Annotated in this window: 17 protein-coding genes and 1 pseudogene; 5 read left to right on the top strand and 13 right to left on the bottom strand. The window is 42.5% G+C overall.

Features of this window, described 5'->3' with window-relative positions:
• Nucleotides 1–158: 158 nt before the first annotated feature.
• Both ACGEDC_RS11520 and ACGEDC_RS11515 read right to left on the bottom strand, forming a co-directional pair.
• Nucleotides 159–2,834 (bottom strand): TonB-dependent receptor domain-containing protein, encoded by a 2,676-nt coding sequence (locus ACGEDC_RS11520; protein ID WP_394493345.1) that lies wholly within the window; start codon nt 2,832–2,834, stop codon nt 159–161.
• Between the two features lie 208 nt (nt 2,835–3,042).
• A complete protein-coding gene (locus tag ACGEDC_RS11515; RefSeq protein ID WP_394493343.1) occupies nt 3,043–5,874 on the bottom strand; it encodes a hypothetical protein in 2,832 nt (943 codons plus the stop codon).
• A gap of 477 nt (nt 5,875–6,351) precedes the next feature.
• Between ACGEDC_RS11515 and ACGEDC_RS11510 the strand changes: the two genes are divergently transcribed.
• Entirely contained in the window at nt 6,352–6,888 is a 537-nt protein-coding gene (locus tag ACGEDC_RS11510; protein WP_394493341.1) for a prepilin-type N-terminal cleavage/methylation domain-containing protein, read from the top strand.
• A gap of 105 nt (nt 6,889–6,993) precedes the next feature.
• Here ACGEDC_RS11510 and ACGEDC_RS11505 read toward each other — a convergent pair whose 3' ends face one another.
• The 10 genes and pseudogenes from ACGEDC_RS11505 to ACGEDC_RS11460 all read right to left on the bottom strand — a co-directional run bounded on the left by ACGEDC_RS11505 (nt 6,994) and on the right by ACGEDC_RS11460 (nt 19,276).
• The gene (locus ACGEDC_RS11505; protein WP_394493339.1) at nt 6,994–8,184 is read right to left on the bottom strand and encodes a M56 family metallopeptidase; all 1,191 of its coding nucleotides are present in this window, start codon (nt 8,182–8,184) and stop codon (nt 6,994–6,996) included.
• A complete protein-coding gene (locus ACGEDC_RS11500) occupies nt 8,184–8,558 on the bottom strand; it encodes a BlaI/MecI/CopY family transcriptional regulator (RefSeq protein ID WP_394493337.1) in 375 nt (124 codons plus the stop codon). The genes ACGEDC_RS11505 and ACGEDC_RS11500 overlap by 1 nt, the downstream gene beginning before the upstream one ends.
• 242 nt (nt 8,559–8,800) lie before the next feature.
• Nucleotides 8,801–10,759, bottom strand: a complete 1,959-nt coding sequence (locus tag ACGEDC_RS11495; RefSeq protein ID WP_394493335.1) for a TRAP transporter permease — start codon at nt 10,757–10,759, stop codon at nt 8,801–8,803.
• A gap of 130 nt (nt 10,760–10,889) precedes the next feature.
• On the bottom strand, nt 10,890–11,828 hold the full coding sequence (locus tag ACGEDC_RS11490) for a TAXI family TRAP transporter solute-binding subunit (RefSeq protein WP_259651253.1): 939 nt from the start codon (nt 11,826–11,828) through the stop codon (nt 10,890–10,892).
• Between the two features lie 197 nt (nt 11,829–12,025).
• Entirely contained in the window at nt 12,026–15,238 is a 3,213-nt protein-coding gene (locus ACGEDC_RS11485; RefSeq protein WP_394493333.1) for an efflux RND transporter permease subunit, read from the bottom strand.
• 9 nt (nt 15,239–15,247) lie between these two features.
• Nucleotides 15,248–16,422, bottom strand: a pseudogene (locus ACGEDC_RS11480) (efflux RND transporter periplasmic adaptor subunit).
• 66 nt (nt 16,423–16,488) lie between these two features.
• A complete protein-coding gene (locus ACGEDC_RS11475; protein ID WP_394493331.1) occupies nt 16,489–17,838 on the bottom strand; it encodes a TolC family protein in 1,350 nt (449 codons plus the stop codon).
• 226 nt (nt 17,839–18,064) lie between these two features.
• Nucleotides 18,065–18,493 carry a hypothetical protein gene (locus ACGEDC_RS11470; protein ID WP_394493329.1) on the bottom strand — a complete coding sequence of 143 codons (429 nt, stop codon included), beginning with the start codon at nt 18,491–18,493 and terminating at the stop codon, nt 18,065–18,067.
• A 162-nt stretch (nt 18,494–18,655) separates the two neighbouring features.
• Nucleotides 18,656–18,850 carry a DUF3012 domain-containing protein gene (locus ACGEDC_RS11465; protein WP_055022800.1) on the bottom strand — a complete coding sequence of 65 codons (195 nt, stop codon included), beginning with the start codon at nt 18,848–18,850 and terminating at the stop codon, nt 18,656–18,658.
• Between the two features lie 72 nt (nt 18,851–18,922).
• Nucleotides 18,923–19,276: an STAS/SEC14 domain-containing protein gene (locus tag ACGEDC_RS11460; RefSeq protein ID WP_055022801.1), complete on the bottom strand. Its 354-nt coding sequence runs from the start codon at nt 19,274–19,276 to the stop codon at nt 18,923–18,925.
• 160 nt (nt 19,277–19,436) lie between these two features.
• Here ACGEDC_RS11460 and arfB point away from each other — a divergent pair, with 160 nt between their 5' ends.
• The 3 genes from arfB (at nt 19,437) to ACGEDC_RS11445 (ending at nt 20,878) form a co-directional block, all read left to right on the top strand.
• Nucleotides 19,437–19,853 (top strand): alternative ribosome rescue aminoacyl-tRNA hydrolase ArfB, encoded by a 417-nt coding sequence (gene arfB / locus ACGEDC_RS11455; RefSeq protein WP_055022802.1) that lies wholly within the window; start codon nt 19,437–19,439, stop codon nt 19,851–19,853.
• 147 nt (nt 19,854–20,000) lie between these two features.
• Entirely contained in the window at nt 20,001–20,444 is a 444-nt protein-coding gene (aroQ, locus tag ACGEDC_RS11450; protein ID WP_394493326.1) for a type II 3-dehydroquinate dehydratase, read from the top strand.
• Nucleotides 20,445–20,476: 32 nt separating this feature from the next.
• Complete coding sequence (locus ACGEDC_RS11445) at nt 20,477–20,878, top strand: DUF3859 domain-containing protein (protein ID WP_394493324.1); 402 nt, start codon at nt 20,477–20,479, stop codon at nt 20,876–20,878.
• Between the two features lie 31 nt (nt 20,879–20,909).
• Here the strand turns inward: ACGEDC_RS11445 and ACGEDC_RS11440 are convergent, their stop codons facing one another.
• Nucleotides 20,910–22,808, bottom strand: a complete 1,899-nt coding sequence (locus ACGEDC_RS11440) for a tetratricopeptide repeat-containing diguanylate cyclase (RefSeq protein WP_394493322.1) — start codon at nt 22,806–22,808, stop codon at nt 20,910–20,912.
• A gap of 310 nt (nt 22,809–23,118) precedes the next feature.
• Here ACGEDC_RS11440 and ACGEDC_RS11435 point away from each other — a divergent pair, with 310 nt between their 5' ends.
• The gene (locus ACGEDC_RS11435) at nt 23,119–24,126 is read left to right on the top strand and encodes a class I SAM-dependent rRNA methyltransferase (RefSeq protein ID WP_394493320.1); all 1,008 of its coding nucleotides are present in this window, start codon (nt 23,119–23,121) and stop codon (nt 24,124–24,126) included.
• Nucleotides 24,127–24,141 lie beyond the last annotated feature (15 nt).

Raw genomic sequence — 24,141 nt, 5'->3', positions numbered from 1 at the left:
TGGTCTTACATTTGTCTTAAATAAACGTGTTCGGCATAACCAATTTAACTTGTTCCAGAAGTCATATTGCACCTCACACTATGTACACAGCTATTGGCATTTAAAGGATGAGTAAAAATGCCAATAGCCCGTACTTGGTTTACCTTGCTAATTACCCATTAATACTCGTAATTAAACTCTAAGGTAAATTCTGTTCCTGGCTCTTTTGCATATACCACCACATCTTGCTGATCGTACTCTGTTGTTTCACCAAGGATATTCTTCACTTTAAATTTCACTCCAAAACTTTCTGTTGGTAAGAAGCTGTAAGTAAAATCTAAGCTGTGAAAAGGTTGCTCGTAGACATCGTCTAATCCACCACGACCACCATAGGCAATACGCTCTCCAAATACGTTATAAACCAGTGTGGCACTGTGAGATTCATCAGGAGAATCAAAGCTTAACTGCATGTTAGCAACCCACTCTGAATGGCCTGTCATACGGCGCTTATTGTTGGTTGGGTCAATTTCACCATTACCTAGAATTTCAATTTCTGAATCACTTAAGGTCACGTTACCAGCCACAAAGAAGTCTTCCCAGAATCCACCTTCACGACCAATAAAGCCAAGGTCATGTAAGAACTCTGTTTCAATACCGTATATGACACCCGATTCTGCGTTATAAAACTTAAGCTGACGACCCGCTTCTGAAATGCGTTGAATCGCTTCAATCGGCGCATCAACGTCTTTATAGAAACCACCAACACTTAAGTTAGCACCGTCATCTGAGTAGTATTCCCAACGTAAATCTAAGTTGTAGATATCTGAACTTTCTAGCTCTGGGTTACCAAAGAAATCGAATCCAGTCACAGGATCTTGGAATCGAACTGGCGCCACTTCACGTAAGTCAGGACGAACCAATGTTTTACTCGCCCCGAGACGCCACTGGCTTTGATCTGATGACTTCCACGTTAACGACATCGACGGGAACCATCCATCTTCTGCTATCGCATAATCTTCAATGTCATAACGACCGCTTTCATCAGAGATTTCGCCATCTGGAGTTAAAGGTAGAGTGACACGACGGAAGTCTTCATAACGCACACCCGCAACAAAGCGCCATACATCATCAAAATCAAAATCAAAGTTAACGAAACCAGCATCAATCATTTCTGCTGCGACATAGTCTTCGGTATCGGTCGATGCGTCTTTTAATTCTAAATCTAATGTATCGTTAGCGATGTTTTCATCTGAGAAAATCTTGTCAAAATCACTCGATAAAATGTCGCCATTAGGATCTGTTGGGCTTAAGCCCACATCGAAACCTAAACGGGTCGCATAGCTTTCACGAGTACGTTCAAAGTATTCGTAACCACCGCTAATTTTAAGAATATTTGCATCACCAAATTCAATCGGCAATGCTAAGTCGATTTTGTAATTTTCAGTATTATCATCAAGACGACTATAGACATACTTTGGCGCATCTTGTGTATTCAAGTTACGACTTGTCATGTTGTTAGCGTCGTCAAAAACAACGTTGTAAGTGTAAGACAGCTCGTTAGGTGCATAACGCTTTGAGCTGGCATTGGAATACATCCAATTGGCTTCTAAATCCCACAGGTACTCAAAGAAGTGCGTCCCTTTAATTTGATTACTGATAAGGTTACGCTCTTCATAAGACACATCATAAACCTGCAGTGCGTTAGGCTCTGAAATGGTATCGATGGTTTCTTCGATGGCCACTGACACGTCATCTGAGGTATCACGTAAGTAAGTTGAGAAGGTTTCAATTTTATGGTCGTAGCCAATTTCTAAACCTAAATTCAACATGCCTGACATCTGCACAATTGAGTCAGTTCCCATCACATCTTTAGCGTTTTCGATTTGAACGTTATCAGCATCACCCGCTAGTTCAACTTCGGTTTTGGTGTAGTTTTCTGCTTGTTCTTTATAAGACACAGCAGTCATGGCACCAAAAATAATATCGTCAGTGATATCCCAGCGATCACCAATGGCGATGTTTCCGCGTAACCCAGGATCTGTACCTTCTGTGTATACCGTCATATCACGGTACATATCACTGGCTAAACCACGGTTAATCGCTTGCGCTTCAGGAAAGGTAACGGTGCCATTTGAGCCGGTCACGATATCAATTGGACTAATGCCGCCATACATATTAGTGACATCATTAATGCTATTTGGCATGGCGCGTGTGCCGTCGTCTTGACCCAACCAATCATCGCCGCCACCGTTATAGGTATATGTGTCATCTGAATCATTAGTGTTGTAACGACCACCGATTGATGCTTTGAAGAAAAAATCAGCCGGGATAGATTTAGTTCGAATATCAACATGTCCACCACCAAAAGCAGCTGGCGTACTTGCGGTACTCGCTTTTTGAACCGACAGAGATTCAATAATCGACGCTGGGAACATATCCAGCGGAACTACGTTACGAGTAGGGTCTGGTGATGGTACAACCGCACCATTTAAAGAAGTACTTGAATAACGTTCACCTAAACCACGTACATAAATAAACTTGCCATCTTTTAGGGTTAATCCTGTTACACGACGAAGCGCCGCTGCGGCGTCACTGTCACCAGTACGGGAAATTTGTTCAGATCCCATGATGTCCACAACCGTTGGCTGTTCACGGCGTTCTTCAACAGCAGCTGACGCAGAGGTACGTAAACGACCAGTAACAGCAATAACTTCAATTGGGAAATCTTCACCTGCATCAACTTCAGGTGTTTCTTCCGAGTAAGCAGGCAATGTTGTAAAAAGTGAAGCTGCTGAAATAGCAGTTACAACAGCTAGGCTTAGCTTGTTAGCGATAAAACTCGGCTTGGTTTTCATAGCGTTTTTCAATCCTGTCCACAGTTCAGGTAGCGCCATCTCGATATCGCTTTGACTCTTATGTCTACGGTATCAATGGCAGATAAGAAACTTATTAATTCATTGGTCAAACTTTAAAAAGCGCTCAGTAATTGAGTCTTACTGAGCGCTTATGCAACATCAGGGAGGTGCTCCCTGATGTTTAGGGCTTAGCAAGTAACCTCTTTAGTTACTTAATAAATGCCCAACCTTCACGCCAGTCAGTTTGACCGTCGAATGCACCGATGTAGTCAGTTGATTCGAAGAAGCTGTCTTCAGTACTCATATCCAAACCAGTACCCAGTAATACTGTGTCAGTACCTGCTGGCATGCCATCTGTTAATGTTACTGCTTGTGCTGAGTTACCCGTTTGAGCAAGGAACCATGCTTCTGTATCAACAGCATCCGTTGTGGCTGCATTATCAGAGCTGTACTTGAATGGCTCGTTACAATCGATAACTGAGTGAGAAATCATTAATGACCCATCGTTAACATTGTCCACAAGACCTGCATAAGTCCCGTCTAGCTCTAGACACTCACCCGACTCAGTATCAGAAGTTGACCCTTTACGACCTTGAATCAATAAGTTGTGAATTGAAGCTGCCGTTGCAACACGAAGGATAATGCCTTCACCTTTGTCACCACTGGCATTTTCAATATCGGTACCAGGCAGAATCGTTACGTTAGAAATAGTAGGATTTGAAACCGGCGTATCGTCAGCGCCTTTGTGGCTATCGCCTTCAAAACCACGGTTAGCTTGACCATCTTCATGAGTGATATACACGTATTGTGCTTTACCCTGCCAGCCATTAGTCCAATCTAAGCTGTCATCGAAGTTGTCGGTTAGGTAAACATATTTAAGATTGACCGCACCACCCCAGAACTCGACACCATCATCGCCATTCGCATGAACTTGAATGTGGTCTACTTGCGTGCCACTGCCCACTGCTGCGAACGAGATGCCGTTCATTTCTTGGGTATCATTTACTTTAAAGCCAGCATACTTAACAACCACATAGCTAATTTGACCACTGTTATCTGTGTTGTCGTTACCGCCGTATGGGAAATCGCCAACTTCGAATGAAGCGTCACATGCATTTTTATCAGGACAAGTATTGGTTTCGCCGTTACCCAGTAACACTAAACCACCCCATTGACCACGCTCACCTTCAGCACCAGCAATCACATCTTGCTGTGAAGTCATCACGATTGGGTGTTCTGCACTGCCTTGCGCCATGATTTTTGAGCCACGACTAATCGCAATGTAGCTGTTATCTGTAGCAAAAATTTGCGTACCAGCTTGAATGGCTAACGTTGCAGAATCAGTGTTATCACCACCTACAACGACCGCGCCACCATCCACTTTGTACATCACGTTTTGACCAGCAAGTAGCGTGGTATTTGAAGTGATATTGCCTTGAATTGAACACACTAAAGTGACGCTAGCATCTTTATAAAGCCCAGCTACCACTTCTTCTGACGTTGTGCCAACAGGACAAGATGTTAATACTGGCAGTTCAGTCGGTGCAGGCGCAGCATCTTCGTGAATAGCTGTCGTCCAACCTGTAGTCCAGTCAGTTGTGCCATCGAAAGCACCAATGTACTGCGCATCAACTAAACGGTCATCCATATTAGCTAAATCTGCAGCGCCACCAGTCAGTGCGACTGATGATGAATTAGGCATATAACCTGATAAATCAGATGCACCAGCTAAGTTACCATCTTGCTCTAGGAACCATTGCTCAACATCAAGTGCTAACTCACGACCTTCATCCGCATCAGGTTTGGCATCTTTAAACGGCTCAACACAATCAATTAAGCTGTGTTGCATGTTTAAGTTACCCACTTCAGCAGTGGTTACTGTGTTGTCATCGTTAACTTCTAAACATTCACCAGAATCAACATCACCTTTTACAAGCATGTTGTAAGCATCTACTGCTGTACCTTTACGGAATAAAATACCTTCAGCATCGTCACCGCCACTGTTAGTACCGTTAGCCACTTGAATAGTAAAGTTAGCTAACGCAGGACGAGATTGTGGTTCAGCTTCTGCACTGCTGTTACTGTCAGCTTCAATACCACGGTTAGAGCCATTATCTTCTTGGCGAATATAAACGTGTTGTGCACTACCTTGCCAACCGTTAGTCCAATCTAACGAATCATCAAAGTTTTCAGTTAACACTACGTGTGAAAGCGAAACGTTACCGCCCCAAAATTCAACACCATCATCGTTATTTTTATGAATTTGAATATGGTCAACTGTGGTGCCCGCACCAACTGCAGCAAAACTGATACCATTCATTTCTTGTGTGTCGTTGATTTTAAAGCCACCAAACTCAACACGAACATACTGGATAACACCCGAGTTATCTTCAGTGTCATCGCCACCGTAACTGTGGCTGCCAACTTCAAAAGCGGCATCACAACTTGTTAAATCAGGACAAGAGTTCACCGGTGCGTTACCAAGTAATACTAAACCGCCCCACTGACCCGCTTGGCCTTCTTGACCCAGTGCAGATTCCAATGATGTAAACACGATAGGCGCTTCAGCAGTACCTTCTGCCATAATTTTAGAGTCACGGCTAATCACTAGGTAAGACTCGCTTCCACCTACAATTTTAGTGCCCGCCATGACAGATAGCTCAACTGAATCTGCTTTATCACCACCAGCGATAACTGCGCCATCAAGCATCCAAACAACATCATTGCCTAGGATAATCTTGTCACCGTCTTGCCCACCAACGTTAACCGTTGACGCCCCTGTTGAAGGAGCAAGTGTGCCAGATAATACCCAAACTTCTTTACCGTCGATTGCAGCAATTGTTGCACTCTTCTCAGCAAATCCACCGTAAGCCGCTTCTTGATCTGATACGTCAGGAGTCGTTGGCGTATCTGGAGTTGTTGGCGTTTCAGTGTCTGAACCTGTATCGATATTGATATCACCACCACAACCTGCAAGTAATAAGGTTGCAGAAAGTGCAGCAGATACAGCGTTAAGTTTAAAAATGTTTTTCAGTTCCATTGTCATCTCCGAGGACGGAATTAAGCGTGTTAAGTAATTTGGCTGGTCGACAAATTAACCTGCAAAAATGACAAAAAGACTTCGCCTAAGTGACAACAAGATTTCAGAATAATGAAGGGAATATTAAAATCATTAAAAAACAATAACTTACACAGAGAAACATTTGATATTAATTGGTCACGTATTTAACAAATATTTCACCAAGATCGCCAAAAGTAATTATTTAGGAGGGGTGAGCAAACTATAATTGGACCAAAAAACCAAAAAACAGCACGCTTTTTTAACTCTATTTACACGAAATATTGAAGCAATATGACAATAAAAAGTCACAGATTAGCAATCAAAATAGGGGAGGATTTACTACCCTAAATAGGTTAATTGAAGTTTTTCTTATGCATCTTAGTCAATGTGTTTTAACATACAAGACATAAGTAAACCCTAATAAACAAGCTGTTAATTCACTTTAAAGGACAAAAGATGGCGATTAACTCAACCTCAGGCTCAATTAAACTCACAAGCACTAAAGGCTTTACGTTAATTGAATTAGTGATTGTTATCATTATTTTAGGGATCCTCGCTGTTATTGCTGCACCTAAATTTATTAACCTTCAAAGTGATGCAAAAATCGCGACCGTACAAGGGGTAAAAGCCGCGATTCAATCTTCACTTGATTTAGCCTATTCACGCGCTGCTATTGATGGCGTCGAAAAAGATGACCGCAGTTTGATTGATTACAACGGCGAAGTAATAGAGATGAAACTGGGCTACCCAGAAGCCTTTGGCGAAAATGATGGCGGCGGGTTACCGCAAATGCTCGAAATCGGCTCTGAAATAGACTTTTGTTTTGGTAGTGGAAGTTGTACACCAAACGTAGAAGTAGGCTCGTCAAATGTGCGCTACGGCTATGATTTAGATGATGAGACAATTAACTGCCATGTACGTTATATTGAACCAACTGGCACAAACGGCTCAGACACCACCTATACGTTAACGGTTGATATTAGTGGTTGTTAACCACCGATTTGGCCTTATTACTCATAAATAGGTTTAGGTGATCAAGCTAAACCTGTGACTGAAAAATATCGCAGTAACGAATAATAAACGTCTGTTTATTTTACCTTAATTTTTTGCGGGTTCATCAATAACAAAGTCTAATTGAACCTGTGAAGCTTTTACTCCCTGAGATGATGATTGATAAACCCACTGATTAAGTGCATCTATTGCAGCCTTATCAAATACTCCTCGAGGGGATGCTTTGATAACGACAACATTTGAGACTTTACCCTTAGGATTAATATCAAACTCGAGTTGCACATAACCATTTTGGCCCTCTTTAGCTGCCGCAACTGGGTATATGGGGTCAATTCGTTTAATAGGCATAACATGAGCGACTTTTTGCTGTGCTTTTTTCTGCGAACCTGCATGAACCTGCTGGTTAACCGATATAGCCCCCAAACCCAATGCTAGAGTCAATCCCATCATGACTAAGGTGTTTTTTCCATGTTGTTTTTTCATCTGTAAAATCCTCTCTTTTAAGATGTTTTTATCTCCGTAGTGTGTGTGTAGCATGCTTGAAGGAGCATGCTGCGAGTATGCTAATAACGCATGGCTATAAGCAATTTTATTCTCAGTGGACATCGACTCAGTGACCTTAGCATCACAGCTAAGCTCCTGATCTAATCTAAAGCGCCTGTATGCCATCCATACCAGAGGGTTAAACCAAAACAGCGCGCAAATACTGATACCAATGAGGTTGCACCATAAGTCGCCACGCTGATAATGATATGACTCATGTTCGATAATGGCTTGCTGCTGTTTTACTTCTAATTTACTGAAGTTTTTAGGCACTAGAATACATGGCTTTATCAGACCAACTAACATAGGAGAAGTGGCATCACTATGCGCTAGTACCTTAAGTTTACTATCATAATAATCCAGCTCTGTAGCCGCTAAACTTAACTCAACCAGTTGACGCTGCTGGTAAGTCAAAACAGTTATAAACAAAAAAATGACCGCGAAATATATGTATTCAAGAAAGAGGAAACTGACTAAATCAGTGGACAATTTTAAGGTATCACTGGCGATGACCTGATAATGTTCAATCAAGGAAATAGCGGGCTCTGAAAACCATATTAAGTTGTCTGGAAATAACCATATCAGTAAAGAAACCAGTAAATTTAACGGTATAAGCCCCCACATAAGATAAGTATAATGCGCACCTATAGCTGCTAATAATTGTCGATGTGATAACAATAACACCATGCATAATATTGTGGTGATAGTGGTTTGTTCCATAAACCAGTTCATCATTACTTTTGCTCCTGCTGCCAGTCATCCAACAAAGTTTTAAGCTCCGCCACATCCTCTGCTGATAACTTATTATTCTTGGCAAAACCTGCAACTAAGGGAGTTAACTTGCCCGAAAACATCCGTTCAACAAAGCTTTCAGATTCTTTCGCTGTATATTCTTGCTCAGCTATTAACGGCGAATAATGATAAACACGGCCTTGTTTTTCAAAACTAATTGCTTGCTTTTTCACTAAACGATTCAATAAAGTTTTAACGGTTTTCTCATGCATATCATGAGCTTTAGCTAATGCGTCAACGACTTCACTCGACGTTAAAGGCGCCTTGAACCAGAGCTGTTTCAATACTAATAATTCGCTATTACTGATCTCTTTCATATGCGCCACTTCGTTAGTTTTTAATGCTAAGTAAATTCATCGAGTGATATCACCGATTAGATTACAATTGTAATCCCTTTATTTAAATTACAACTGTAATCTTAAATTAGCAAGTATTAATTTGATGTTTTAACAAGCAATAAAATAAGTACAAAAAAGCCCAATCATGAGATTGGGCTTTAACATATCGATAGCTAAGCGCTTAGGGCTAACAAAAATTGTAAACCCGATTTTATTTAAAGTTACACTACTGCTTTATCTTGTGTCTTCCATTGTACTGCCAATAAACCTAGCACAACCGCCACGCCTATAAAGCCAGTTCCAAATGGATTAAATAACACCCATGGCACAGTCGAAATTGCTACTACCCTTTCTACCGTTGAAAGCGAACGTAATAAATACCCTTCAATCGAAATTGCTATCGCGACTATGATGCTCGCAGTTTGAACAATAGCGAATGTAAAGGCCAGCATGCTAGCTTCTGGGTTAAGTAAGTCAGTGTAAGCCATCATAATTGGAATGATGAACAAGCCACCAGCTAACTTAAACGCTTCAACAGAAGACTTCATTGGATTCGCATTGGCAACCCCTGCACCTGCAAATGCCGCCAGCGCAATCGGTGGGGTTACATTGGAGGTTTGCGATAACCAGAACACAATTAAGTGCGCCGTTAATAATGGTAAACCAAAGTCACCCAGCATTGGCACAGCCATAACCGCAAGCACAATATAAGCTGCGGTAACTGGTAAGCCCATCCCTAAAACCAGTGCCACAATACTGATAAGTCCCAGCGCGACCAACATATAGCCGCCAGAGAAATCCATCACGAACTGAGTAAACTGCAGTCCAATTCCGGTTTGACCAACGACACCTACAATAATCCCAGCGGCGCCACAAGCAACCGAAATAGGTAAGGCTAATAGCGCGCCGTTTTTCATGCCTTCGATGAACTTTTTAAGCCCGATTCGACTGTGTTTACGCAGCGCAGCAGTGACTAAAATCGCCGCACAGCCCGCTACACCTACCAGTAAGGGCGAATAAGCCATCATCAATAGTACGGTAATAATCACTAACGGAATAAGATGATGCGCGCCATCCTTCATCACTTTTATCACCGCCTCAGTGCGGCTCGCCGCTTTAAGGTTTAGCTTACAAGCCATTAAGTGGACGTAAAGTAAAGTACAGAAGAAATACAAAATAGCGGGCGCAATCGAGGCCAGCATGATCTCGCTATACGGCACCCCAGTAAACTGCGCCATTACGAACGCACCTGCGCCCATAATCGGTGGCATAATTTGCCCACCGGTTGAAGCAGAGGCTTCAATCCCTGCAGATTGTTCTGGGGTATAACCCAGCTTTTTCATCATCGGGATGGTCACAGCGCCCGTGGTCACCGTGTTTGCTATCGCCGAGCCTGAAATAGACCCAAGTCCAGCAGATGCCAATACTGCAGCTTTGGCTGGGCCGCCACGATACTTACCCGCAATTGAAAAAGCTAAGTCGATAAAGAATTTACCTGCCCCAGTGACTTCTAAAAAAGCACCAAACAATACAAAAATAAACACAGTTGTGGCCGCAATACCCAAGGCAGAGCCAAATACACCATTGGCTGAATATATTTGGAACTGAATCAACTCTTGCAGTGAATAAGCTTTGGTGGCCATTGCGCCAGGGAGTAAGTCGCCAAATGCGCTATAGGCTAAAAACATTCCTGCAATCAGCACCATCACCCACCCCACTGTACGCCGACAGCCTTCCAACAATAAAACCAGCAATGCACTACCTGCTACTAAATCCACAGTACCTAAACCATAAAGCATATGGTCGATATCATTGTAGTCAAAAATGGACATTCTATAGCCAGCAAAGAGGGTGATACCACACAATGCAAGATCGAACACACGCCCCGCTAAATAGCCTTTTTTACGGCGATTTTTAATCAGCGGATAATGTAAAAAAATCAGAATTAATACCCAGCACAAATGCACTGGTCGAAAATAAGTGGCCGATATGGTGGAGGTAATACCTTGCCAAATTTGAAATGAAGACAATAACACTGCGACAATAAGTGTTGTGTAGCCTATAACTTTAATGGTTTTTTCATAAGGAAGTGTGTTGGCAACATCAGGGTTATGGCCTGTTTGATGCGCATTATCCCCACTCACATATTGCTCGGCTTTTTTGCCTTGTTCTTGGGTCATATTTTTTCCTCTATGCCAAAGATTGCACCTAAGCACAATCAGTGACCTAAATATACAAAGGCAACCTTACGTTGCCTTTGTGTTCTTGCATTCACCTACAGGTGTTTTGTCGTGTAGAAAATCCAGCGTTCTACTTAATACTATCTAAATACTTTTGCGCACCAGGGTGTAATGGCACACCTTGTAAGCGGTCAGCATTTTCAGGGGTAGTCGCTTCAGCAACTTTAACCACTTTTTGTACTTCTGACATATTCTCAAAAGCTGCTTTAGTTAAATTAAACGCCATCTCGTCACTCATTTTGGCGCTAACCACAATCACATTCCACACACTTAATGTCGGCACAGCGCCCACATTGTTGTATACATCGGCAGGAATGGTGTAATTGCTATAAGCAGGGTTTTGCTTAATAAACGCTGCACTTTCTTCAGCAGAAACAGGAATAATATTAACCTTATGGGTTAATGCCACTTGAGTCACCGCACCTACACCTTGACCACCCACAATAAAGCCAGCATCAATTTGACCATTAGCTAATGCATTGGTTGTTTCTGAATAATTTAGGTACACAGCAGTGATGTCTTTTTTCACATCTATGCCAATAGACTCAAGTAATGCAGCAGACGTTACCGCTGTGCCACTGGCAGGAGCGCCTAAAGAAATACGCTTACCTTTAAGATCTGCAAGCGAAGTGATGCCTGACTTTTCAAGACTAATGGCATGCACAAGGTTTGGATATAAGGCAAACAGTGTATTCACTGGCATTGCACTTCTGAACTTACCTTCGCCTTTATAAGCATCAAGGACAACATTGCCCATCGCGATACCGGCAATCATATCGCCACGTACCACTTTAATTGTGTTCTCAACTGATGCAGCTGTCACTTCAGCCTTAACGTTTACTTGTGGGACTTCATCTGACCACACTTTGGCTAACGCTCCGCCAAATGGATAATAAATACCGCTTTGACCACCAGTACCAATTGAATAGTTCTCGGCTTTAACCGCAGTTGGCAATACTAGTAACAAAGACAGTATCAACGCACGATAAAACATAGCCTTCTCCTTCATTTTTATTAATTTTATTAGACTTTACTTAACAAAGCCTTTAAATATTTATACATTTTTTCGACTCGATAGTCTCTAAAGGGCTAGTTAAAGTCAAGATATCGGATAGTCGTAGAAATCAGAGTGTGACGGCACTAGAAGATATGAACTGTAACCCAACTAAAAAGTTGGGTTACTTTTTGAAGTCTAGAATCAAGAAACTACTTTTTGTGTTTTGCCTTATACAACCACAAATACATAGTCGGTAATACCAACAGCGTTAATGCAGTCGAGCTAAATAAACCGCCAATAATCACTATCGCTAATGGTTGCTGGATTTCACTGCCGACACCCGATGACAGTAGTATTGGGATGACTCCTAATGCTGAAGTTAATGCCGTCATCAACACAGGGCGCAATCGGCCGATAGTGCCTTCAAACACGCTGGTTTGCAGTGATTCAGATTGATTGTGTTCTTCTCGCCGCTGATTAATGGCATCTACCAGCACCACACCGTTAAGCACCGCCACGCCAAATAAAGTGATAAAGCCAATAGCGCTTGGCACTGACAAGTATGTCCCTGTAACGTAAAGCGCGACTACTCCGCCGATTAACGCTAACGGCACATTCGCCATAATGAGTCCCACTTGTTTTAGTGAGCCGAATGAGAAAAACAATAACAAGGCGATTAATCCAATTGAAACCGGCACCACTAGCATCAGCTTGTGCTGCGCTCGTTGCTGGTTTTCGTATTGCCCGCCGACCACTACGGTATAACCTGCTGGCAATTCAGCTTGTGGAACAATGGCATAAATATCAGCAACCACTGAGCCCATATCGCGGCCCGATACATTAGCTTGCACCACCACTCGACGCTGCACATCATCGCGGCGAATGTTCGGAGGCGCCATTTCAATGGCCACTTGTGCCACTTCTCCCAACCTTACTTGCGCACCACTAACCCCACGTAAAATAAGGTCTTGTAATACGTCTGGTGAGTTGCGGAATTGCTGCGCAAGTCGCACATTTATATCGTATCTGGCATTGCCATCAATCACTTGACCAGCACTGGCTCCGCCAATACCTTGGCTCACTAAGCTCATCACTTGATCGACACTGATCCCATAGCGAGCCAGTTGATCGCGCATCGGCCTAATAACCAACTGAGCTTCACCAGTCACTTGCTCAAGCGATACATCCACTGCGCCTTCAATACCGCTAACCAATTGAGTTAGTTGCTCGCCTTTGGTTGATAGTACCGTGAGATCAGGGCCGAATATTTTAATTGCTAACTGGGCTTTTACCCCTGAAAGAAGTTCATCAACGCGGGTGGCAATTGGCTGTGAGAAAGTGAATAACAAGCCAGGAAGTATGTTCAACTCATCTTCCATTAAATGTTGTAATTCATACCGATTATCAGCGCTTTGCCATTCATCAACTGGTTTTAAACCAATGTAGATTTCAATATTACTCACAGGCTCAGGATCGCCACCAAGTTCTGGTGCGCCAATGCGGCTTAATGCATATTCCACCTCTGGAAAATCCATCAGTATTGCTTCGATTTTTGGGGCGATATCTAATGAAGTTTGTAAGCTTGCGGTTGGCGCTAAAGTCACTCGTAAGTTAATCGTGCCTTCTTCAAGTTCTGGCACAAACTCTGTGCCTAGCTTGGGCACTAGCATCATACTGACTATGAATAACGTCACAGCACTCACCATCACGATTGCGGGTTGCTTTATGGTGCTTGCAAGCAGCTGACGATAGACCCGCTCAATAGGCGCAAGTATTGGGCTGTGCTTGAGGCTAACGCCTCGATTAAATAAAAACACAGCCATAGCAGGCACAGCAATCAGCGCGACGAATAAAGCTGACATCATCGCCAGAATAATACTCACCGCCATCGGCTGAAACATTTTTCCCTCAACGCCTTCTAAAGCAAATAAAGGCGCAAATACCACAATGATGATTGCGGTCGCAAAGAAGATGGGGCTACATACTTCTTTAGCCGCGATAATGACTTGGGTAACCGTCGACGCTGTTTGTTGGGTAGCAGCAGCTTGGTTTCCATTTTCATGATGCTTTGCGTGTTGATCTTGAGTCTGCTTATTAGGAAAATGCTCAGTTAAACGCTTGAAAATGTTTTCAACCATCACCACTGAGCCATCAACTAACATCCCTATAGCCACCGCCAAGCCTCCCAGTGACATTAGGTTTGCTGACATACCGTAATAGGACATCACCATCAATGCCAACCCTATTGAAATAGGGATTGATAACAACACCAGTAATGTCGCCCGCAAATTCACCAAGAATAAAGCGAGAATAATGACGATGAACACAAATGCCATCAGTAAGGCATCGACAACCGTTGTGACAGCTTGCTTAACCAAGTCTGATTGATCGTAAAACACCTCAAATGAGACGCCGGTGGGCAGTGACTGTTCAATCAAACTCACCCGCTCGTTAATGTCATCAATCGTGGCCTTAGTATTTGCTCCCATTCGTTTTAAAATGACCCCTGCAACCACTTCGCCCATGGCATTAACTTCGATTTTGCCATTCACAGGGTTTAGCTCTTTACGGGTAAAGGTTACTGCGCCCACACGAATTTCACGGCCATATTCAACTTGCGCAATATCAGCAACTCTAACTGGGGTGCCTGCCACCTCTGTTAATGGAATTTGTGCTATTGCCCGTAATCCGGCATCACCTGAAGGCAGTAACCCATAACCACGAACAACAAGCTGCTCCTGTCCTTGGGGCATAAACCAGCCACCAGCATTACGATTATTACTCTCCAGAGCCTCTGTCACTTGTGCCATTGTTAGGCGGTAACTGAGTAGCTTGTTGGGGTCGATGTTCACTTGGTATTGACGTACATCACCGCCAAATGACAATACTTCGGTGACGCCGCCTACTGGCATCAAAATCAATTTAACGAGATAGTCATTTAGGCTACGAAGCTCAGCGGCATCAACACCTGATTCAGGTGTTGCCCGCAAGATATATTGATAAATCTGCCCTAGCCCTGAGGTATTCGGCCCAATCTCAGGCACGCCGACACCATCTGGGATCATCTCTTTAGCGGCTTGCAGCTGCTCAAACACTTGCTGGCGAGCAAAATAAATATCTGTACCTTCAGCAAAAACCACTGTCACAATCGACAAGCCAGTACGTGACAACGAGCGAACCTCCGTGACGTCAGGCAAGGCATACATGGCAGATTCAACAGGGTAACTAATGAGCTTTTCTACCTCTTCTGCTGCTAAGCCTTCCGCCTCCGTATTCACAGTAACTTGCACATTTGTCACGTCAGGAAACGCATCTAAATTCAGCTTTGGCAACATGAATACACTAGCTATAACAATAGCGAGCAAACCCAAACCCACTACAAATCGGTGTTTAACCGCTGTTTCGATTAATTTATATAACATGCTCAGCTCCTAGTGGTTGTGAATATCAAAACCTGCTTTTGCAAGTTCAGACGCCAACAAAAACGCACCACTGATCACCACATGAACGCGAGGCTCAATGCCCTTGACCATATTCATTCCACGCTGACTTTCAATCACTTCAACTTCAACTGCCTCAAACCCATCATCATCTTGAATAAACACTTGCCAATGACCATCGTTACTGCGGGTTAACGCTGAATCAGGCAACACGACACCCCCATCGAGACTATTTGGTAGATACAACTCCGCAAATTGTCCTGCATGTAAACCGTATTCACTATTATCGATGCTCACTAATACTTGCTCTGTGCGCGTCACCAAGTCCAATTCATGGGAACGGCCAATAATCGTCCCCTCAATGGATATCTCATTGACTCTGACTAATGCTTTATCGCCATTATGTATCCCCGCAGCCTGATGAGCAGAAAGCTGAGCTTCGACCCATAAGTGTGACTCGTCCGTTAGCTGCATTAACGGGCTTCCACCAGCAGAAACCTGACCTATCATGGCCACATCTTGCTGCACCCGGCCATTGATCGGTGCCAATAATTGATAACGACCAATGGACTCTGGCTTGGTAATCAATTGATTGATTTGCAATGCCGTCATACTGAGCGCTTCGAGGTTGGCACGAGTCAGCTCAGCTTGTACTTTTGCCACTAATCGTCGACTTTCACTGACGGTGTTTTTACTCATCTGTTTCACTCTATTCCACTCAGCTGCTGCGGTAATATAATCCGCTTGCGCTTGAGCCACTGCCGCGCCGCCCAAGGTCAGTAAAACTTGATTTTTTTGACTAACTGGCCTGGCACCACATGACGTTTTAGCACTCTGACATCCAACTGGGGCGCTAGGGTGACGGTATGATCTCGATCGACAATGAGGGTTGCTGTAGCCACATCATCTAAGTTAAATGTGCTACTTGATAAGCTCATCACTTCGATACCAGCCATTTGCTGCTGACGGTCAGTAAGCACTAACGCATTACTATGCTCATCAGTGATTTCATTCTGCTGAGTAATGCGCTCGTTTTGTTGTGGTTTCTCGGCATGGTTATGCCCAGGCCCTGCTAATACTTGGGGGATATAGCAAATTGACACCAGTATCGCGATAACAGTTAGCGAGCGTTTGTTCAGTTTTTTATTAAGATGTTGAATATTCATAATGTTCCTTTTAAGTCGTTATTCGCTTTATAAACTCAACAAATAACCACTCAATATTGTTGTTAGTTAATCAGCTAAAGCATCGGTAGTTGCTGACTTACTGGTCATAAAATGCTGCTGTAGCACTTGTTCAAGCTGCCCGCTGTCACCCATCCACGTTAGCCAGTGTTGATACAAATTGGCCTCTAAGTTGACACCAGCAACAAAGCTAGTGCTCATTTGCCGCTGACTTTGCAGATAATCACTGGTGCTAATATCACCTGTTTGCCATTGGCCTGAAATCAAAGCTGTCGCCTCTTGACCTGATTGCTCGACTAATTGCTGCCAGTCTTGATAACGCGTTAATAATCTTGGGATTGCACGAGTAAATAGCTGCCACTGTTGATGCAGTGCCTTTTCTGTCGCTAGATAAGATTGTTCAGCAATGGCAATGCTTTCGTTCGCTGCAGCAAAGGAGTTGTGGTAGTTGTTTCGGACGGTTAATGGAATCGACACACCTAGCCCCCATTTATTATCACTACCTTCACGCTCTGCGCTGAGGCTAATACTGGGATCTGCAGATAAGTCAGCCTTCAACTGATTCACCTGCAATTTGGCTAGCATGACTTGTTGATAGGCCGTTTTTAATGCGGGTAACTCTGGAGTGACTCGTTGGCTTAATGTCAGCTCTATTAAACTGTTTAGCGTTATATTAGGTACACTCTCATGGCCTAATAAGGTGTAAACTTCTGTTTCTGCAACAAGTAATGCTTGCTCTGCTAAAGCCAAAGCCGCTGCATTGTTGGCGACATCAAGACGCATGAGTTGCAGTTCAACCATAGCAATATCGCCTACTTCGACACGCTGCTCAGCCAATGCAAGTTGCGCCCTTGCTAAATCAAACTGCTGTTGATTAAAAGCGAACAAGGTTTGATTTTGTTGCAGCGCCACTATGGCCAACAATTGTTTTGACAGTATCTGACTGCGCTCAACTGCCACTTCCGACAAGGTGATTTCTGACTCCAATTGCGCTAGTCGAATTGCTGCGCCGCGCTTATCACTCCAATCAATGGTTTGACTTAAGACGATAGTGAAGGTGTCGTCCTCCGGTGCATGTTGATAATCGACGCCAAGCTCTGGGTTATAAATCGCATTATCTGCGGCTGATAACTTCAATAAAGCTTGGCGTTTTAACGACATTTGGGCCTGTATTTGTGGCAACTGTTCAAAGCTGAGCATCAAGGTGTCAAACCACGATTGAGTACTTGTAGTAACATTAGTGCGCTCAAGTGCTGAGTGAGCAGTGTTATGCATTGGCCGATTAAAGGTGCTCGCTAACGCCCCTTCGGCATGCACAGTTTGTATAGACGCAATACTCGCCCCCATCATGCTTAAATGCACAATAAGCGCCGAAGAAATAATAGATTTATTCATCATTTATTCTCGTTTCGACCTAAGTCAAAATCTAAAATTAATTGATGATTAATCGTGCAAAGCCGTTATCACCCTGAAATTATCTGGATGTAAAAATAGTTAAATTCTAAGCGAGTTAACCTTTTGGCGACTTATAACAAGCCTCAATACAGGCTGCCTCAAACCCAATAGGATTAGACAGAACCAGTCGGTTAAAACGATGACTATGCAAGATTAATCAGTTAAGTCATTAACTGATTAATAAAATAGGAGGGCGGTAACTTAAGCGTGCTTCTGGGGGAATGTAAGTTTGAATAACAGTTTTTGGCGCTTCAGAAATTATTGCCACAGGCATAAGCTGAGCGACAAAATCAATTGTTGCGCTATGACCACCGTGACACTGGCAATCTAAACACAGTTCATAATCTTGGTTGTCAGCCTTAAACGTATGGTTATGGATTTCAGATGCTGTCGAGGTTGCATTAAATAAGTGAGTAAAATCATCAGCTTTATCGCAAACATCAGCTGGTGCTGAAAATACGATGTGGGAATGGTTCACTTGCTCGTTTTCGCCATCACCAAGATGCAACTGATGCTCGCCTAAGTTAGTGCTGATAAATTGCAGCAACATAACGGCGACCATTAATTTTGCACATGTTTTACTGGCTGACAATGACACAAATGACCTCTGATAAATAACTCCTAGCCAAGCACTTAACAAGCAAGTTAAATAGCTTAATGAAAGTACTGGCTAGTCATAAGACAATGAGTTTACCTAAAAGTGCTAAACCCGCTAGCCTTGAATGTCATAATAAATAACGCGATCACGGTTTATGATCATTTAGAATACACAATGCTTGGCATAATCAGCCGCTTCATTAGCAGTCCAATCACCACTAGGCTTATCTTTCATTTGTTTACACCAAGCTTCACTTCCTACTTCAGGCGAGCAAGCACTCAACCCTAGGACCAATGCAGCTGCAGCAAAAATAATCGTTAATTTAGCCGCTAAACGGTTGGTTTTATTATTGAACATTTAATTTTACTTCCTTGAATTTATAACAAAAATATATCTAAATTGGTTTTATGGCGCAACACGACACTGACATCACTGCTTAAGCCATGCTATGGCTTGTTGTTTTTGCTCTAACGGAAACCACGCTACTTCACCTTGCATGAATGGCGCAAGTAAATTAACCGAGTTACCTACCCAGTCAGGGCCTCCTACAAACACCAAAGCATCAAATGGCGGTAATTGAACTTTATCTCCGCCCATTAATGAGCTGACATCCCACCCTTCTAGCAACACATCAGCTTCGATGTATAATTTTACTTGGCCACTATTGTCACGATACTGAGTAATCAATGGTTGCAAGTGCGTTTGGTAATCATGGGTCGATAAACGTCCACTAACAAACAAGCTAATGACACCTGGGGAAATATCAGGGATTTGGCACAACATAACGCAACTCCAAACTGTCTATGCGGCTGCATAACGATGTATCAACATCTGTTTCAGCCTATATTATTGTTGATAGTAGCAAATCTTATCCGCTGTACTAAACAAAAGTTTGTTAAGCTAACCACAGTTATGATTTAAAAAAGTGAAGCGTTTTAGCACAATGATCAATATTACCAACCGTGTCAGCATTGAAGATAATGAAATTGAATGGCAATTTATCCGTTCAAGTGGTGCAGGTGGCCAGCATATCAATAAAGTGTCAACTGCGGCGCAGATCATTTTTGATATTAGGCAGTCTTCACTCCCTGAGTTTTATCAGCAAAAGTTACTAGCCAAAGCCGATCACCGCATTACTAAAAGTGGCAAAATTATTATTAAGTGTCAGCAAAGTCGTAGCCAAGATTTTAATCGACAACTGGCACTAGAGCAGTTTATTGAATTAGTGAAAAGCGTCGGGATTGTTCAAAAAGCCCGAATTGCCACTAAGGCAACTAAGGCTAGTCAGCGTCGCCGTGTTGACGCAAAAAAACAGCGCGGAGCGACTAAAGCGCTACGAAGAAGCAAATCTGATTATTAGCCATTACCGCGGGTTATCATGAAAATAATTCCCGATTTGGCTATCATTATCATGATAAATTACACTCACTTAAGTCCAATCATTTGATCAGTAACATCGCAATTGACTTAACGCAGCGAGCTGCAACACTTTTAGCAAGGAATGAACATGTCAACGCAAGCAAAAGTTTTATTGGTTAACGGCCCGAACCTTAACTTATTGGGCCGCCGAGAGCCTGGATTATACGGTGACGATAACTTAGACACCGTGGTTGAAAATGCTCGCCAATTAGCTCAGCAGTCTGGCTTAGCGTTTGATCATATTCAATCTAATGCCGAGTATCAGCTTATCGATGCGATTCATGCAACTGACGCTCAATTCATTATTATTAACCCTGCGGCGTTCACTCATACAAGTGTCGCACTAAGAGATGCGATCTTAGGCGTTAACATTCCCTTTATTGAGGTTCACATTTCAAATGTGCACGCCAGAGAGGCCTTTAGAAGTCATTCTTATTTTTCAGATAAAGCACAAGGGGTTATTTGCGGGTTAGGCATTCAGGGTTATGAGTTTGCAATGCAAGCAGCGATTAAGCACATTAAGGCGAAATAATCGCTACCCAAGTCAATTGAATTTAGACGTTTATGAGTAAATTAAAAGCAGATATCAAGATTATCCAATCAGGCATCTTCAGTAAGTGGGACTCTGAAAGTGATGAGCTCCCCCGCTTTTTAGAAGCAACAGTCCATGTACCAGCCGTAATAGACATGGAGTTCGGCTTTGTCACTCGCATTAAAAAAGCGAAAAACCAAGTGCTTAAATATTGTATCTATCATCCAAATATCCCTGATGCAAAAGGTAATATTGAAGCGCCTTACGATGGCGAAGTGTATATAAAAGAAAATGATTGGAAGTTTTATTTAGGCGATTGTATTTGGGCACCTGTGAGTAACAAAGTGGGAAACTGGCGCATGACACTAGAACTCAATGGTAAACTGATTGCCGATAAAACCTTTAAGGTTCATTCTGTACCTTCAAATTCCTAAGCAAACCTTGGCAATGTACGAGCTTTGTAAACTATGAAGCTTCAATAATTGCCCCATCGATAAAAGCGCAATTTCGTCCATGTGATTTAGCCTGATACAACGCACTATCGGCTAAAGTTAGATAATGCTGCCAATGTTGCACAAGTTCAGACGATAAAATAGGCTTAGTTGCCCCAATAGAAATCGTCACCTTGAGTGAATGTCCAGAATATTCTACCGGGGTATCTGCTATCACCTGATTAAATCGTTCCAAGATATGCTGCTGCAATTCATCAGACTCAAGCGCTAATAATATCAGGAACTCTTCACCGCCCCAGCGAGCTAGCACATCGTTTGCTCTGATTCTGTTTTGCAAACGAGTGGCACATGCCATTAACACTTCATCGCCAGCGTCATGACCATGGGTATCATTGATTTTCTTGAACAAATCACAATCCAAAATGAGCACACTGTAATACTCTACCCCAGTTTTAGTGATTTTATGCTCAACAAAGTTATCTACAAACCGGCGATTGTATAAACCCGTCAGTGGATCTTTATTCGATTGCATATAGAGATTTTTGTTGGTTGAACGTAATGTTGAGATACGTTTTTTATTAGACGTATAGCGATGAATGAGAAGCGCGATTCCGATAGTTAATCCACTAAACACTAAAACCCACAACTTTTCTTGGAGCTCTTTTTTCTCTAACGTGGCAGCTTTTAAGTTATTCTCCGCAGTCAATAACGCAATTTTTTCATCTTGTAATTGCGCATCGAATTTCACTTGTAACTCATAGATTTGTTTTTCACGTTTATCGAACAGTTGCCGTTGAGTGCCTTCATAATAAGTGGTCAAATGTGCGAGAGCTTCTGGGTATTGAGCCGTTTCTTGGTAAATTTGGGCAAGTAATTGATGTGTTTTTAAGAGCCAATCTTGATTATTAATATCTTCAAAATCTAGCAATAATTGGTTTGCATACTCTGTTGCTTGCTCATAGTTTTTTTGACTAAATCTTACCTCACTTAAACCATATAAACATTGCTTTGATGCTAGGGGATCTAAGGCTTCGTGAGCAAGTGATAGACATTCCAATATAATCGGCTCTGCTTGGCTCATTTGTTGTTGCTGCAACAATAATTCTGCTTCAGTCCATAATGCATTTACAATTAACTGCACATTGTCTGACTGACGTGCTGCAACTGTACTCTTATGGCTAAAATCTGTCGCGGCGGCGATATCGTTAACCTGCAACATCAAATTACTGGCATTACTATATAAAACAACCAGTAGTTCATAACTGATATTGTCGTCCTTCAACAACAATTCGGCGGCTTTCTGATTGTATTCAATGGCATTTCGCCAATCTTTCAATCTCGAATAAACTACTGAAATATTTGAATATATTCGCCCTAAAAAATGATATTGGTTACTCTCATCTAACAATGAAATGGCTTTTTGATAATCACTTAAAGATGCTTCGTAGTCTAAATTGCGTGAGTGTAATATACCTCGAGTATTGAGTGCTCTTGCTAATAGTCGCTCATAATGAATTGATTCACAGATTACAATCGCTTGCTCAATATAGTCAAAAGCCTGCTTGCTTTCACCTTGGCGGGCAGCGAGGATCCCTTTTAAGGTCAAGCCTTCTGCAAGGATCCAATCCAGCTGTTGCGATTGACCATACTCAAATAATTTCTCAGCGGACTGGGACGCAGCATCGAGATCCGATTTTGCAACAGCAATATTATGGAGAATGCGATAATAAACAGCGGTGTAAAACACATTATTATCAAACACGCCTGAAGTGTTCATGCTTGTTATGGTATTAAATGTGTTATCTGGTGAATTTTCTGCTTGAAAATAAAGCTCCACCAACTGTCGCCCTTGCTGACTATCATTAATCGTGAGCAAAGGGTCAAAAACCAGTTCATTGGCAGATAAAGTCAAGCTAAAACCACATAGGCCCAGGATACAAAACAACATTTTTTTAGCGGAAATACAAAATAGCTGCTTCAAATAAACCTCTAAATCCTAACCAATCAACCTACGGGCTCAGTAATATATGCCCTATTCAATAGCTGAAATACTATTAACATCTGAAAACTGAGCCTCCATCACTAAATTTATGGATAATCTTCTTTTAGCCTAGGCGCTATTGCCATAATTACCAGCCTTTCAGGCTAGGGATTTCCCCTTAATCTAGTAAAGCTTGATATAATCACCGTTTATATCTCTATTCGCCACTGAGCACTTATTTATGTCTTTGCAAACATCATTAACCCATGCCATCGATCGTAGAGCAACATTTCTCGCTCAAGCAGAAGCCAGTCAAACAGATTGCTTTCGTATTTACCATGGCACTGTTGAAGGTGAAAATGGACTGAATATTGATCGCTATGGCAATGCATGGTTAATTCAAACATTTCACCAGACCTTAACTGAAACGCAGCTGGAAGAATTGACTCAAGTCCTCACAAAATTAACGGCATTACCTGTCATTTATAATGATCGCTCAAAACGCAATTCCCGTGTCGAAAATGCACTACAAAGTGACCATCACGAATTTGCTTGCTCTGAACAAGTTATTAAAGAGAATGGCATTCAATTTACGTCTAAATTACGTCATGAAGGGCAAGACCCTCTGCTGTTTCTAGACATGAGAGTTGGCCGTGAATTTGTTAGAGAGCATAGTGAACATAAAACGGTGCTGAATTTATTTTCATACACCTGTGGCATCGGCACTGCGGCAGCAATGGGCGGGGCAACCAAGGTCACGAACGTAGACTTTTCTTCTTTTGCATTAGCAGCTGGAAAGAAAAATGCCGAACTTAATGACGTAACAGAAGTGTGTGAGTTTATACAAAGTGATGCTTTTCCAGCTTTACGTCAGCTTGCAGGCCTTAAGGTCGGCGGACGCCGTGGGCAAAAATTACCTAAATACCCAAAGCTGCCAGCAACACAATTTGATTTAGTCTTTCTCGATCCCCCTCGCTTTGCTAAAAGTCCATTTGGTACTGTCGATTTAATCAATGATTACCAAGGCTTGTTTAAACCTGCCATGTTAGCTACAAAATCTGGCGGCACGATTGTGTGTTGTAATAATGTCGCTAAAGTTGAGCGTGATACTTGGCTGAAGAGCTTAATTCGCTGTGTTGAAAAACAAGGTCGGCGTGTGACTCATCAACAATGGATCCACTGCCATGAAGACTTCCCTTCATTTGATGGCAATCATCCGTTGAAAATGGTCGCGCTAAGCATTGACTAATACCAAAGCGCATCC

It is taken from the genome of Shewanella sp. ENK2 (genome assembly GCF_043568515.1).
GTDB lineage: Bacteria > Pseudomonadota > Gammaproteobacteria > Enterobacterales > Shewanellaceae > Shewanella > Shewanella japonica.
The sequence above is the reverse complement of the archived record's forward strand: the minus strand, read 5'-3'. Positions and strand labels throughout refer to the sequence as shown.

Bases quoted from the DNA above. Each gene is read 5' to 3' on its own strand.
- ACGEDC_RS11435 (WP_394493320.1), top strand. From the start codon at position 23,119: ATGTCTTTGCAAACATCATTAACCCATGCCATCGATCGTAGAGCAACA.
- ACGEDC_RS11515 (WP_394493343.1), bottom strand. From the start codon at position 5,874: ATGGAACTGAAAAACATTTTTAAACTTAACGCTGTATCTGCTGCACTT.
- ACGEDC_RS11505 (WP_394493339.1), bottom strand. From the start codon at position 8,184: ATGATGAACTGGTTTATGGAACAAACCACTATCACCACAATATTATGC.
- ACGEDC_RS11460 (WP_055022801.1), bottom strand. From the start codon at position 19,276: ATGTTGTGCCAAATCCCTGATATTTCCCCAGGTGTCATTAGCTTGTTT.
- ACGEDC_RS11520 (WP_394493345.1), bottom strand. From the start codon at position 2,834: ATGAAAACCAAGCCGAGTTTTATCGCTAACAAGCTAAGCCTAGCTGTT.
- ACGEDC_RS11485 (WP_394493333.1), bottom strand. From the start codon at position 15,238: ATGTTATATAAATTAATCGAAACAGCGGTTAAACACCGATTTGTAGTG.
- ACGEDC_RS11510 (WP_394493341.1), top strand. From the start codon at position 6,352: ATGGCGATTAACTCAACCTCAGGCTCAATTAAACTCACAAGCACTAAA.
- ACGEDC_RS11445 (WP_394493324.1), top strand. From the start codon at position 20,477: ATGAGTAAATTAAAAGCAGATATCAAGATTATCCAATCAGGCATCTTC.
- ACGEDC_RS11495 (WP_394493335.1), bottom strand. From the start codon at position 10,759: ATGACCCAAGAACAAGGCAAAAAAGCCGAGCAATATGTGAGTGGGGAT.
- arfB (WP_055022802.1), top strand. From the start codon at position 19,437: ATGATCAATATTACCAACCGTGTCAGCATTGAAGATAATGAAATTGAA.
- ACGEDC_RS11500 (WP_394493337.1), bottom strand. From the start codon at position 8,558: ATGAAAGAGATCAGTAATAGCGAATTATTAGTATTGAAACAGCTCTGG.
- ACGEDC_RS11465 (WP_055022800.1), bottom strand. From the start codon at position 18,850: ATGTTCAATAATAAAACCAACCGTTTAGCGGCTAAATTAACGATTATT.
- ACGEDC_RS11490 (WP_259651253.1), bottom strand. From the start codon at position 11,828: ATGAAGGAGAAGGCTATGTTTTATCGTGCGTTGATACTGTCTTTGTTA.
- ACGEDC_RS11475 (WP_394493331.1), bottom strand. From the start codon at position 17,838: ATGATGAATAAATCTATTATTTCTTCGGCGCTTATTGTGCATTTAAGC.
- aroQ (WP_394493326.1), top strand. From the start codon at position 20,001: ATGTCAACGCAAGCAAAAGTTTTATTGGTTAACGGCCCGAACCTTAAC.